A 13,668-nucleotide genomic window follows, 5' to 3' on the forward strand; every position below is an offset into this window, starting at 1 on the left:
TTATTCCCTGTCATTTGAGTGTCCTCAGCATGGTGCTGATCTGGTTGTCGGATGTATCGGCGCAGGGTTTTTCATCCACAAAACGGCCGCGATGCATCATGATGATGCGGTTACAATTCTGGATCAGTTCCGGCACGTCATCGGAAATCATCAGAACCGCCAATCCCTGCTGAACGGCAAGTTCGCGAATTATTCGGTGAATTTCAGCCTTGGAACCAACATCAACGCCGACGGTTGGGCCATTCAGGATCAAAATTCGGGGATTGGTCAAAAGCCAGCGGGCCAGAACGACACGTTGCTGGTTGCCGCCCGACAATTCCCGAACCATTTTCTTGCCCGATGTCGTGGCGATCTGCATTTCGGCAATCATTTTATCGACCAGCATATCGGCGCGGTCGCGGTCAATGACCATCGACGGGGCCAGCCGTTCATAGGATGTTGACAGCATGTTCCGGTCAATGCCCTGGGTCAGGAACAGGCCTTCGCTCAGCCGGTCTTCGGGGACATAGGCGACCCCGGCGGCAATGGCATCCTGTGGTGTCGCCAGTTTCTTTTCCACACCGTCAATCAGGATTTTGCCCTGATAACCGGGCAACATCCCAAACAGTGCTAGTGCCAGTTCCGTTCGCCCCGATCCCAAAAGACCGGACAGGCCGACGATTTCACCGGCATGGATTTTCAGATCGACAGGGTCAAAATGCCCCGGCACGGTCAGGCCACGGGCTTCGATGCGGGGCGGGGTGGTTGCCGTATTGGGCGCGGTCCAGACATAGGGTTCGCTGATAATGTCGGCACCGGTCATATGGCGGGTGATCAGGGCTTCGTCAAAATCGCCGGTCGGGCCTTCGGCCACCTTGTTGCCATTGCGGATCACGGTGATGCGTTCGCTGATTTCCAGCATTTCACGCATTTTGTGGCTGACAAACAAAATGGCAATGCCACGGGCCTGAATGTCGCGCACGATGCGAAACAGGGTTTCAACTTCCTTGCCGGTCAGGGCGGTGGTCGGTTCGTCCATAATGATCAGGCGGGCATCGGACATCAAAGCACGGGCAATCGCCACCAGCTGCTTGCCTGCGGTGGACAGTTTTTCAACGTCGGTATCAAGGTCAAGTTCAACGCCAAGGCGGTTCACCGCCTCGGTCGCAATTTCGCGGACGCGCCGCCAGTTCAGGATTTTCTTTTTTTCACGCAACTGAACATTCATCGCAAGGTTTTCGGCAACCGTCAGGTTCCCAAACAGCGAGAAATCCTGATAGATCACCTGAACGCCGTGATCGATGGACCCGATGGGCGACAGTTTTCCAACCGGTTTGCCATCAATCCAAATGTCACCGCCATCAGGCTGGTAAACACCGGACATCACCTTGATCAGCGTCGATTTCCCCGATCCGTTTTCACCGGCAAGGCAATGAATTTCGCCTTTGCGGATATTCAGGGAAACATCGTTGAGGGCAACCATGCCGGAAAATTCCTTCCGGACGTTGCGAAGTTCGATAAATGAGTCAGACATGACAAGCCCGTCAGCTGGGATGAGAAGACAGCGATGGCTATACAGAAGGGGCGCCGGTTTTACCAGCGCCCCGATACTGCAAGCCGATTTAGAAGTCGTACTTGTCCATGTTTTCCTGGGTCACACCGACCCAGCCCTGACCATAGACCAGATTGGTGTTGCCACCTTCGGGGGTGCTGAGGTCGGTATAGCCCGGCAGGCCAAGGTCAAGACCGGCCTTGATCTGGTCGGCCTTGCCGTCCAGCGCCATGACGGCCAGCATGTTCATGGCATATCCGGCAACGGCCGGGTCCCAGAACTGGATATACTGGATGTCGCCATTGGCGATATATTCACCGGCAACCGATACCAAACCGGTGCCTGCAAAGAACAGTTTGTCCTTCATGCCGCGTTCGGAAATCAGACGACCGGCCCCGGCCGAAGTCGGCATCGGTCCGCCGACGATACCTTTCAGGTCCGGATAGGTCGTCAGGGTTTCCTTGAGTTTGTTATAGTCGGTATTGGCATCGTCATAGGTTTCAAGACGCTGGCCAACCAGTTCCATTTTCGGGAAGTTTTCTTTTTGATAGGCAACCGCGCCATCAATCCATTCGTTCTGGGATTTCGAGGTCAGGCTGCCGACGGTTGCGGCATACTGGCCTTCACCACCCATATAGCCGCCCAGAACTTCCATCAGTTTCGCGCCGTAGGCGTGATTGTCGAAAGCCTCAAGGATATAGTCGGCATTCTGGATGTTGGATGCTTCGTGGGCAATCACGATGATGCCACGGTCACGGGCCTTTTTCAGGACAGGTTCCACGGCTTCGACCGAAAACGGCACGATGTTAATGGCGTCAACACCCTGCGCGATCAGGTTTTCGATCAGTTGAACCTGGGCGGCGGCGTCGGCCTGGCTTGGTCCGACCATCCATGTGTCATGGCCGGAATCTTCGCCAAACTGTTCAACGCCTTCGCGCATGCGGTCAAACCACGCAATGCCGTCAACCTTGATCACGGTGGCAATCGAATATTCCTTGCCGGTGGCATCCGATGTCATGGTGGTGATCAGATCGGGGGTTGCCACAGGGCTTTCGGCCAGTGCTGCACCCGATACAAGCGAACCGGCCACAACAAGCGACGTAAAAAGCTTGTTCATTTTTATCTCCTTGGAGTTGTTTTCCCATGAATGGTATCGATGCGCCCGGTCTTGTCGTTGCCGGGTTTTCCTGTCGTCCGCCGGATGTTTTGGGGCATATCCATTGAGTGGCAGGACCGCAATTGCAGTCAGTCGTCCTTGATTATTGTCCGATGATCGAAATGCTTGCACTGGCGCCAATGCGCGATGCACCGGCATTGATCATCCGCAAGGCATCTTCGGTTGTGCGGACACCGCCCGAAGCCTTGACGCCCATCGTCTCGCCAACCGTTTTGCGCATCAGGGCGATGTCGGCGACGGTGGCACCGCTGCTGGCAAAGCCGGTGGATGTTTTGACAAAATCCGCCCCGGCTTCTTTGGACAGGGTGCAGGCGATGACTTTTTCATCGTCGGTCAGCAGGGCGGTTTCAAGGATGACCTTTAAAATCGCATCGCCACAGGCGACCTTGACGGCGGCGATATCATCGCGCACGGCGTCAAATTGCCCGGCTTTTAACAGACCGACCGGAATGACCATATCGACTTCGTGCGCCCCCTGTTTCACGACCCATTCGGCTTCGGCCACTTTCATCGCGGTCGATGTGGCACCAAAGGGAAAACAAATTACCGAACAGGCGGCAACGCCGGTTCCGGCAAGATCGGAAACGATTTGGGGGATGAAAATCGGATTGACGCAAACCGCCTTGAATTTGTATCGAGCCGCTTCATTGCACAGGCGGCTTATATCGGCCGGGGTGGCGTCGGGGCGCAAAATCGTATGATCGATATACTGTGCCAGATCGGACGGGGTCAGGGATGTTGCCGATTGTGACATATGGTTTCCTCCTGCTCAGGGATGTGTTATTGCCCTGATTTGTTATTTTTGTAACATTTTATGACAGAATAATTTCATTTTATCCTTGGCAGGTCAAGATGAAAACATCGATAAAGCGACAACAAGGTGGTCGTGCGATGGTGTGTCCCACCAAAGGATAAGACCGGCGCGGAAACAATGATGCGTCTTGCGACCGGGAATACATGTATTCTTGGCACAAAGGTCGGAGAAAAATCAGAATGCAGGCCGACACAAGGCAGGGAAATGTGATGTCCAAAAAAAGGGAGAGCCGCCTTGACCGCATCATGGGTCTGTTGGAAACCCATGGTTTTTTACGGTTAAAGGATGCAGCCGAATGTCTGGATGTTTCGGAAATGACGGTGCGGCGGGATATTGCGGCCAGCGAAGACCGGTTCACTTTTTTGGGGGGCTATATCAGCCCGGCCCGCAAAACGCCGGGTGGGATGGGATATATTCTGGACCGTGAACGGGCGGCGCATTCGGATTTGAAGCAGGCCGCCAGTCAGGCCGCGATTGGACTGATCCGTCCGGGGGAAACCGTGTTTCTCGATTGCGGCACCACCATCCCCTATCTTGCCAGCCTGCTTCCGGCCAACAGCGATATTACGGTGATCTGTTATTCGATGAATGTTGCCGAAATTGTCTGCAAAAAACCGGGTACGCGGGTGATCATGCTGGGTGGGTTGTATGAAGTATCGTCAGCATCGTTTTCCGGCCCGGCAGCATTGGAAACCCTGCGCGGCATGGCGATCAATACCGCCTTTTTATCGGCGGGGGGCGTGCATGATGAACGGGGGGTGAGTTGTTCAAACTTTCACGAGGTCGATATCAAACAGCTTGCCCTGTCGCGGGCGATGACCAAGGTTCTGGTGGTTGATTCAACAAAGTTTGACAGCATCAAGCCGGTATTGTTCGGGCAACTGGATGATTTTGACATTGTATGTTGCGACAATGACATCGCCGAAAATCACATCGGGCAGATCGAACGTGCCGGGGCGACATTGCGGACACCATAAACCGACCCGTCAGGAAAAGCGGCGAAATCGCCCGCGCCGTTCCCGACAGATCAGGGTCAAACCGGCCTGCCGTGCCAGATTGACCGCCGTCAGGGTGGGACCAGACAGGGTGACAAGCCCGCCAATACCACATTGTACGGTTTTGGTGACGATTTCATAGGAACAGCGGCTGGTCATCAGGATAAAGCCACCATCGGTGGCGATAGTGTCACGGGCCAGTGCGCCCAGAACCTTGTCCAGCGCATTATGCCGCCCGATATCCTCCCGCGCCAGAATGATATCGCCCCCGGCATTGGCAAAGGCGCTGGCATGCAACAAACCACCGCTGTCGCGGTTGCGTTTCTGGAATTCCGGCAGGGCATCAATGGCACGAAGTACGACATCCTGCGACATATCACCCGGCGTTACCTTGCGTGTCGCCTCCAACGACAGTGCCTCAAGTGATTGAATGCCGCACAATCCGCAGCCTGACCGGCCTTCCAGTGTGCGTTGCCGGTCCGATAACCGGTCGGCACAGATCGGATCAAGATCGGCATCAAGGACATAGCCGCGCAAGGTCTGACGCACCGATTTGATCTGCACCTGTGATGCATCATCAATAATGCCCTCGCTCAGGCAAAAGCCGGTCAGGAAATCTTCCAGATCATAGGGGGATACCATCATCACGGCATGGGATGTGCCGTTAAAGGTCAGGGCTGCCGGGACTTCGGGTTGCAAGATCACCGCGTCATCCCCGGCATCGGCCGGGGCGGCGCGGGCAGGGTCGCGATTGCGATCATCAATAATGTCGGGTGCAGAACGGTTTGTCATGATGCGGGTTGTTTGACCTTGCGGATCAGCGGGGCGGCTTTGATTACCATCGGATCAAAACCACCCCTGCCTTGTGCGATCAGATCAAAAAGCTGCGCACGCATGCGCGGTTCCCAGAAATCGCTGATATGTTGGGCGACCCCGTCAATCGCACCATCGCCGGGTTGGGATTTAAAAAACGTGGCAATCTGATTGGCCATGTAAACAAGTTTTTCAGGCGACATGAATGGTGACTCCTGTCATTCGGCAGCATCGGGGTGCGGCAGGATGCGGCGCGATTGTCTGGCCTGTTCGTCATATTCAATCTGCCAGTCGGTCGGGCCGTTTGATGACGAAACCTGAACCGCTGTCACCTTGTATTCCGGGCAATTGGTTGCCCAGTCCGAAAAATCGGTGGTGATGACATTGGCCTGGGTGCCGGGATGGTGGAAGGTGGTGTAAACCACGCCGGGGGCGACCCGGTCGGTGATCAGGGCACGCAGGCTGGTATCGCCAGACCGGGATGCCAGTTTGATCCAGTCACCATCCTTGATACCGCGTTGTTCGGCGTCATGGGGATGAATTTCCAGAAGGTCTTCGGGGTGCCATGCCACATTTTCGGTGCGGCGGGTTTGCGCCCCAACATTATACTGGCTGAGAATCCGCCCGGTGGTCAGCAATAACGGGAAACGCGGGCCGGTTTTTTCGTCGGTGGCGACATATTCGGTGACGACAAAATGCCCCTTGCCGCGGACAAACCCGCCCAGATGCATGACCGGGGTACCGGTCGGGGCCTTGTCATTGCAGGGCCATTGCACCGATCCTTCGCGTTCCAGAAGGTCGTAATTGACTCCGGCAAAGCTGGGTGTGGTGGCGGCGATTTCATCCATGATTTGTGACGGATGGCTGTATTGCCAGTCCAGTCCCATGGCGCGGGCCAGATTTTGGGTGACTTCCCAGTCGGCATAACCGTTTTTGGGCGTCATCACCCGGCGCACCCGATTGATCCGGCGTTCGGCATTGGTAAAGGTGCCGTCTTTTTCCAGAAAGGTCGATCCGGGCAGAAAGACATGGGCGTGATTGGCGGTTTCATTCAAAAACAGGTCATGAACAACAACGCATTCCATCGCCGCCAGACCGGCGGCAACATGTTTTGTATCCGGGTCGGATTGCAAAATGTCTTCGCCCTGAATGTAAATGCCGCGAAATGTGCCTTCGACGGCGGCATCAAGCATATTGGGAATGCGTAATCCCGGTTCGTCGTTCAGTTTGACCCCCCACAATTTTTCAAAAATATCGCGGGTGGCGTCGTCGCTGATATGGCGATAACCGGGCAATTCATGGGGGAAGGACCCCATGTCGCAGGCCCCCTGTACATTATTCTGCCCGCGCAGCGGATTGACCCCGACGCCCGGACGGCCAATATTGCCGGTCGCCATCGCCAGATTGGCAATTGCCATCACTGTGGTTGATCCCTGGCTGTGTTCCGTCACACCCAGACCATAATAAATGGCACCATTGCCGCCGGTGGCAAACAGGCGGGCGGCCTTGCGCAGGGTATCGGCGGGAACACCCGACAGGATTTCAATGGATTCGGGGCTGTGGGCCGGGTCGGCGACAAAGGTCGCCCAGTCTTCAAATTCGGACCAGTCGCACCGTTCGCGGATAAAGGCCTCGTCATACAGGCTTTCGGTGACAATGACATGTGCCAGTGCGGTCAGAACCGCGACATTGGTACCGGGGCGCAACGGCAGATGGGCGCTGGCCTCGATATGCGGGGTGCGGACCAGATCAATGCGGCGCGGGTCGATCACAATCAGTTTGGCCCCGGCACGCAGACGTTTTTTCAGGCGCGAGGCAAAAACCGGATGACCATCCGTCGGGTTGGCCCCGATCAGGATCACCACATCGGTATGTTCTACACTGTCAAAATCCTGCGTCCCGGCCGAGGTGCCAAAGGTGGTTTTCAGGCCATAACCGGTTGGCGAATGGCAGACGCGGGCACAGGTATCGACATTGTTATTGCCAAACCCGGCCCGGATCAGTTTTTGCACCAGAAAGGTTTCCTCGTTGGTGCAACGCGATGAGGTGATCCCGCCAATCGCCCCCTTGCCATGCCGGGCCTGAATGTCGCGGAATTTGGTGGAGACATAGGTCAATGCCTCTTCCCACGAAACCTCGCGCCACGGATCGGACGTATTGTCGCGGATCATCGGGTTTAAAATGCGGTCCTTGTGACTGGCATAACCATAGGCAAAGCGCCCTTTGACACAGGAATGACCGCGATTGGCCTTGCCATCCTTGAAGGGCACCATGCGCACCAGTTCTTCGCCGCGCATTTCCGCCTTGAATGAACATCCCACCCCGCAATAAGCGCAGGTGGTGACAACCGAATGTTCCGGCTGACCGATATTGATGACCGATTTTTCCTGCAAGGTGGCCGTCGGGCAGGCCTGCACACAGGCCCCGCAAGACACACATTCGGAATCGAGGAAATTTTCGTGCATGCCGGGCGACACACGGCTGTCGAAGCCGCGACCTTCGATGGTCAGGGCAAAGGTGCCCTGAACTTCTTCGCAGGCCCGGACACAGCGCGAACAGACAATGCATTTCGACGGGTCATAGGTGAAATACGGGTTGCTTTCATCCTTGGGCATATAGCGGATATTGTCGCCATCCCCCTGCCGGGTTTTGACGTGATTGCCGCCATCATAGCCATAACGCACATCGCGCAGGCCAACCGCACCGGCCATGTCCTGCAATTCGCAATCGCCATTGGCCGCACAGGTCAGACAATCGAGCGGATGATCGGAAATATAAAGTTCCATCACCCCGCGCCGGATGTCCTTGAGGCGACCAGTCTGGGTGTGAACCACCATGCCATCGGCAACCGGGGTCGTGCAGGAAGACGGGGTGCCGTTGCGGCCTTCGATTTCTACCAGGCACAGGCGGCATGACCCGAATGCATCGACCATATCGGTGGCGCACAGCTTGGGGATTTGAATCCCGGCCTCCATCGAGGCGCGCATGATGGATGTGCCTTCGGGCACGCTTACTTCAAACCCATCAACCTTCAGGGTTACGGTTTTGTCCGATGAAACCGCCGGGGTGCCGTAATCAATTTCTGTGATCAGGGGCATGATTTTACTCCGCTGCAATGTCAAGCGCATGAGGCTTGAAATCATTGGGGAAATGGGTCAGCGCGCTCATCACCGGATAAGGCGTAAATCCGCCAAGCGCACAAAGCGATCCGAATTTCATGGTCTGGCACAGATCGGTCAGAAGGGCGATCTGGCGTTCGGGGTCTTCGCCACGGGCGATTTTATCGACCACCTCGGTCCCCCGGACCGATCCGATCCGGCAGGGGGTGCATTTGCCGCATGATTCAATGGCGCAAAATTCCATCGCAAACCGCGCCTGTTTCATCATATCGACACTGTCATCAAACACCACAATACCGGCATGACCAATCAGACCATCGCGTTTGGCAAAGGCCTCGTAATCAAAGGGGGTATCAAACAGGTCGCGCGGGAAATACGCACCCAAAGGCCCGCCAACCTGCACGGCACGCACCGGTTTGCCGGTTGCGGTGCCGCCCGCAATATCATCGACAATTTCGCCCAGCGTCAGACCAAAGGCGGTTTCAAACAATCCGCCATATTTGACATTGCCGGCAATCTGGATCGGAATTGTGCCGCGTGACCGACCCATGCCAAAATCGCGATAAAAATCCGCACCCTTATCCAGAATGACCGGGACCGAGCACAGCGATATCACGTTGTTTACAACCGTCGGCTTGCCCAAAAATCCTTCATGGGCGGGTAGGGGGGGCTTGGCCCGCACAACGCCGCGTTTGCCTTCAAGACTGTTGAGAAGCGATGTTTCCTCACCACAAACATAGGCACCGGCCCCCATGCGGACTTCGATGTCAAACGCCTTGCCCGATCCCAGAACATCCGGCCCCAGAACCTTGTGGGCGCGGGCAATGTCGATGGCCTCTGTCATGATGCGGATCGCATCGGGGTATTCGGAACGGGTATAGACATATCCTTTGGTGGCGCCGGTGGCGATCCCGGCGATGATCATGCCTTCGATCAGAACAAACGGTTCGCCTTCCATGATCATGCGGTCGGCAAAGGTGCCGCTGTCGCCTTCATCGGCGTTGCAGACAATGTATTTCTGATCGGCCGGAGCATCAGCGACGGTTTTCCATTTGATCCCGGTCGGGAACCCGGCCCCGCCACGACCGCGCAGGCCGGAATCGGTGACCTGTTGCACAATATCGGCCGGATCAAGTTTCAGGGCCTTTTCAAGCCCGGCCCATCCGTCATGGGCGCGGTAATCCTCTGGCGATAGCGGATCAATAATACCGCAACGGGCAAAGGTCAGACGGGTTTGCTTTTTTAAAAACGGGATTTCTTCGGTTTTGCCAAGTGACAGGGGATGTTCCCCACCCGTTATAAACCCGGCGTCAAACAGCGCATCCACATCATCCGGCGTCACCGGGCCATAGGCGATGCGCCCGTTATCGGTCGCAATTTCGACCATCGGTTCCAGCCAATACAGCCCGCGTGACCCGGTCCGGATCAGGGTAATGTCGATACCGCGCATATCGGCGGCTTTTGCGATGGCGGTGGCGACATCATCGGCCCCCAATGCGACCGATGCGGAATCAAGCGGGATGAAAATTTTAAGGCTCATGACCGCACCTCTTTGATCATGCGATCAAGGCGGTCGTTATCAAGCCGGGCGACCAGTTTGCCATCGACCATGGCCGCAGGGGCGCAGGCGCATAATCCCAGACAATAAACCGGTTCGAGTGTGACCGATTGATCCGGGGTGGTTTCGGACCAGCCAATGCCCAGCTTGCGTTGGGCCTGATTGGCAATCGCATCGCCACCCATCGCCTGACAGGCTTCGGCCCGGCAGATTTTGATCACATGACGTCCGGGGGCATTATGGCGGAAATCATGATAAAAGCTGGCAACGCCGTGGACTTCGGCCCGGCTGAGATTAAGTTTTTTGGCAATGGTTTGCAGGGCACCTTCGGGAATGAACCCCCAGGTTTCCTGAACCTCGTGCAGGATCGGCAATAACGGGCCTTCAAGACCGGCCAGATCATCACAGATCGCCGTCACGCGGGTAGATATTTCCTCGACCGTCTGGGATAACGACATGCAAGCCTCTCTCACTTGGGATCGTTTGAAATTATTTTTTATTCTGAATAGTGTCGGTTATGCGGGCCGACTGTTCAATAAAGCCATTCCGTTACGCGATAGCGAAAACCTATCAAAGGGCGGGTTCCGGTTCCGATATCCGTTGCGCTTCTTTTAACAGTGCAGAAATCAAGGGCGTAAAGGGTTCGCGGCGGGCCGCGATCATTCCGACCAGATGTGCAGCATCGGGATGGGTGATCGGGATGGATTTAACCCGGTCCCGCATACCGAAACTTTCCACCATCTTGACGGGCATGATGGTCGCCCAATTGCCGGTTTGTACATGGGTAAACAGGGCAATCATCGAATCAGATTCCAGTGCCGGGCTGATCTTTGCGCCTGATTCCACAAGATGCTGATTGATGATGCGGCGATTTTGCATGTCGGGTGTTAGCAGGCATAACGGCAATTCAGCAGCTTCGCGCCATGTGATGCTATCACGATCCCCGATATCCTCAAAATTGGATGTCACCAGATGATAACGTTCAACATAAAGCGGGATCGATGTCACCCGCCCCAATGGCTCGTTCGCAAGATAGGTAATCCCGACATCAATTTGCAGATCATCCAGCAATGCCTGAATTTCGACCGAGGTGCGCGACAGGATCGAAAATGTCACATCGGGATGTTTGAGACGAAACGGCGTGGTCAGTTCATGAATCATCGCCAGTGCCGTCGGTATGACGGCAATCTGGACTTGCCCGGTCAGGCCGAACCGCATGGCGCGCATTTCATCGCGCATTGACCGGCTGCTGCCGACAATATGACGGGCCCATTCCAGAACCCGTTCGCCTTCGGGGGTCAATCCCTGATACCGGGATCCGCGCCGGACCAAAATCACACCAAGATGGTCTTCAAGATGGCGCAATGCACTGGAAAGGGTGGGCTGTGTGACCCCGCATTCTTCGGCGGCCCGGCCAAAATGCTGTTGGCGGGCAAGGACCATAAACATTTCTAGTTTGTCTATCATGGCGTATCAGGCACCGTTTAAAAGGCGGTTTTATATGGTTCTACGGGATGTCGTAAACGGGTGATGTCAGGCGGACAGGATAACCTGTTTTACCAATTGTTTTGCAATAAACCGGATGAAAAACACAGCCGACCAGAACGATCGGGAATTCCCCGACCGTTCTGGCCAAAATATGTTTTCAGGCTTCGGACGGTGCCTCGCGACCGGCTTGGGTCACTTTGGCATCGTCTTTTGCGGTTTCCATATAATGTTTGTCGGCAATGGGGCGTACCAGTGCATTTGCCACAAGGGCAATGACCAGCAAGGCTGCCATGGCATACATGGTGGTATTATAAAGGCTGGATGTCGGATCAATTGTTCCGGCCGGGGCGATTTCCATCAAACGGGCGATGGTGACGGTTTTGGCCGCAACAAGCTGATCAAGCTGGGCAATGCCCGCCCCGAACTTTTCCTGAAACGCCGCAGGATCGACCTTGGATGCCAGATCCCGGATCGAACTGGTAATTGAGGCATCCCGCAATTTTGTAATTGCGAGGGGGCCAAGAACACCGGCGGTACTCCATGCGGTCAGCAACCGGCCATGAATGCCCCCGACATATTTGGTGCCAAAAATATCGGCAAGATAGGCCGGAATGGTGGCAAAACCACCGCCATACATGGTGAAAATGATCATGGTCGCGGCATAGAACATCACAAGCCATGTGACGACAGGATTGACGCTGATTTGTCCGGCGGCATAGGGGATCGACAGATACAGGACGATGCCAAGGACAAAAAACACATGATAGGTGTTCTTGCGGCCAATATAATCCGATGTCGAGGCCCAGAAGAACCGCCCGCACATGTTAAACACCGAAATCATGAAAACATAGGTGGCGGCAAAGCCGGAATTGACGATCAGGGGCAATGTGCTGCCAAAGATTTCCGTCATCATGGTTTTGGCAACACCGATCACCCCGATTCCGGCGGTGACGTTAAAGCACAGAACAATCCACAGCAGATAAAATTGCGGGGTTTTCAGGGCCTGATCGATATGGACATTGTTCTGCGTGATCATGCGGCGATTGGCTGCATCGGCAGTAGGGGGTGTCCAACCCGCAGGTTTCCAGCCTTCGCGTGGCACGCGATAGGAAAATGCGGCGATGATCATGATGATGAAATAGGCAATGCCGAGGGTCAGAAAGGTTCCTGCGGCCCCGGTATTGCCGGTTCCTGCAACATAGACACCGGCTTCCAGCGGGATCGGCATTGATGCCACCTGTGACGCACCGGCGACAACGACTTCGACCATCTGGCCATTGAATTCGGCCATGCGGCGACCGCCTTCGGTCACCAGGCTGACGGCCCCTTCTGCCCCCAGATATTCAGGGGCCTTGAAAAAGACGCCCAGCAACCATTCCTTGATCGGGGTGGCGATCATCGCCCCGCCGCCAAAGCCCATGATTGCCATGCCGGTTGCCATGCCGCGCCGGTCAGGAAACCAGCGGATCAGGGTTGAAACCGGCGATACATAGCCAAGGCCAAGCCCGCAGCCGCCAATCACGCCATATCCCAGATACACCAGCCAAAGCTGATGGTTCATAATGCCAAGACTGCCAATGATAAAGCCACCACCCCAGCAGAATGCGGCGACAACACCAACCATGCGCGGGCCAACTTCTTCAAGCCATTTACCGGCAAAAGCGGCAGACAGGCCCAAAAAGACAATGGCGACAGAAAAAATCCAGACGACCGATTGCAGGCCCCAATCGCCCGACGATGCGGCGACAACCCCGAATTCCTTGATCAGGGGCGGGTTGAAAATGCTCCATGCATAGACAGAACCGATACAAAGATGAATGGCGATGGAGGCTGGTGGTACTTTCCAGCGATTGAAATCGTCATCTGCGACGATGTGTTGTTTCTTGAGGCGATCAAACATGTAGTCCTCCCGATATTTTGTTTTTCAACTCTTCAGGGTCGATCCGTTCAAATCCTCAAAGGTCCATTTTTGTGGTCCCCAAAACGATTTTATGTCTGATTCGGAAGGTGTTTTTGCTGCGTCGCAAAATCAAAGGTTGCAGTCGCACACAATGAGGCAGGGTAGATCAAGCCCCCGGATCAGACATGATCAGGCAGCAAACATCATGCCATTCAATGTTTTGGGCGGTTTTCTGGAATATTGTCGGGGAGGGGTTGGTGGAATTGGACAAAA

At 55.4% G+C, this 13,668-nt stretch carries 11 protein-coding genes; 1 reads left to right on the forward strand and 10 read right to left on the reverse strand.

Features of this window, described 5'->3' with window-relative positions; genetic code table 11:
- Positions 1 to 10 precede the first annotated feature (10 nt).
- The 3 genes from Q8O73_RS17725 to deoC form a co-directional block, all read right to left on the reverse strand.
- Positions 11 to 1,462 (reverse strand): sugar ABC transporter ATP-binding protein, encoded by a 1,452-nt coding sequence (locus Q8O73_RS17725; protein ID WP_305559532.1) that lies wholly within the window; start codon positions 1,460 to 1,462, stop codon positions 11 to 13.
- A 139-nt stretch (positions 1,463 to 1,601) separates the two neighbouring features.
- Positions 1,602 to 2,648 carry an autoinducer 2 ABC transporter substrate-binding protein gene (locus Q8O73_RS17730; protein WP_305559533.1) on the reverse strand — a complete coding sequence of 349 codons (1,047 nt, stop codon included), beginning with the start codon at positions 2,646 to 2,648 and terminating at the stop codon, positions 1,602 to 1,604.
- 142 nt (positions 2,649 to 2,790) lie between these two features.
- On the reverse strand, positions 2,791 to 3,462 hold the full coding sequence (deoC, locus tag Q8O73_RS17735; RefSeq protein WP_305559534.1) for a deoxyribose-phosphate aldolase: 672 nt from the start codon (positions 3,460 to 3,462) through the stop codon (positions 2,791 to 2,793).
- Between the two features lie 269 nt (positions 3,463 to 3,731).
- On the opposite strand from deoC, the gene Q8O73_RS17740 reads away from it, so the two are divergent.
- Positions 3,732 to 4,499 (forward strand): DeoR/GlpR family DNA-binding transcription regulator, encoded by a 768-nt coding sequence (locus tag Q8O73_RS17740; RefSeq protein ID WP_305559535.1) that lies wholly within the window; start codon positions 3,732 to 3,734, stop codon positions 4,497 to 4,499.
- A gap of 9 nt (positions 4,500 to 4,508) precedes the next feature.
- Here the strand turns inward: Q8O73_RS17740 and fdhD are convergent, their stop codons facing one another.
- From fdhD to Q8O73_RS17775, 7 genes are all read right to left on the reverse strand, one after another.
- Positions 4,509 to 5,309: a formate dehydrogenase accessory sulfurtransferase FdhD gene (gene fdhD / locus Q8O73_RS17745; protein WP_305559536.1), complete on the reverse strand. Its 801-nt coding sequence runs from the start codon at positions 5,307 to 5,309 to the stop codon at positions 4,509 to 4,511.
- Positions 5,306 to 5,533 carry a formate dehydrogenase subunit delta gene (locus Q8O73_RS17750; RefSeq protein ID WP_305559537.1) on the reverse strand — a complete coding sequence of 76 codons (228 nt, stop codon included), beginning with the start codon at positions 5,531 to 5,533 and terminating at the stop codon, positions 5,306 to 5,308. Before Q8O73_RS17750 ends, fdhD begins: the two co-directional genes overlap by 4 nt.
- Positions 5,534 to 5,548: 15 nt before the next feature.
- Positions 5,549 to 8,428 (reverse strand): formate dehydrogenase subunit alpha, encoded by a 2,880-nt coding sequence (fdhF, locus tag Q8O73_RS17755; protein WP_305559538.1) that lies wholly within the window; start codon positions 8,426 to 8,428, stop codon positions 5,549 to 5,551.
- Between the two features lie 4 nt (positions 8,429 to 8,432).
- A complete protein-coding gene (locus Q8O73_RS17760; protein ID WP_305559539.1) occupies positions 8,433 to 9,989 on the reverse strand; it encodes an NADH-quinone oxidoreductase subunit NuoF in 1,557 nt (518 codons plus the stop codon).
- Positions 9,986 to 10,465: a formate dehydrogenase subunit gamma gene (locus tag Q8O73_RS17765; RefSeq protein ID WP_305559540.1), complete on the reverse strand. Its 480-nt coding sequence runs from the start codon at positions 10,463 to 10,465 to the stop codon at positions 9,986 to 9,988. Before Q8O73_RS17765 ends, Q8O73_RS17760 begins: the two co-directional genes overlap by 4 nt.
- Before the next feature lie 112 nt (positions 10,466 to 10,577).
- Positions 10,578 to 11,474, reverse strand: a complete 897-nt coding sequence (locus Q8O73_RS17770) for a LysR family transcriptional regulator (RefSeq protein ID WP_305559541.1) — start codon at positions 11,472 to 11,474, stop codon at positions 10,578 to 10,580.
- A gap of 178 nt (positions 11,475 to 11,652) precedes the next feature.
- Entirely contained in the window at positions 11,653 to 13,395 is a 1,743-nt protein-coding gene (locus Q8O73_RS17775; protein ID WP_305559542.1) for an OFA family MFS transporter, read from the reverse strand.
- Positions 13,396 to 13,668 lie beyond the last annotated feature (273 nt).

The organism is Thalassospira sp. (assembly GCF_030690045.1).
Classification (GTDB): Bacteria; Pseudomonadota; Alphaproteobacteria; order Rhodospirillales; family Thalassospiraceae; genus Thalassospira.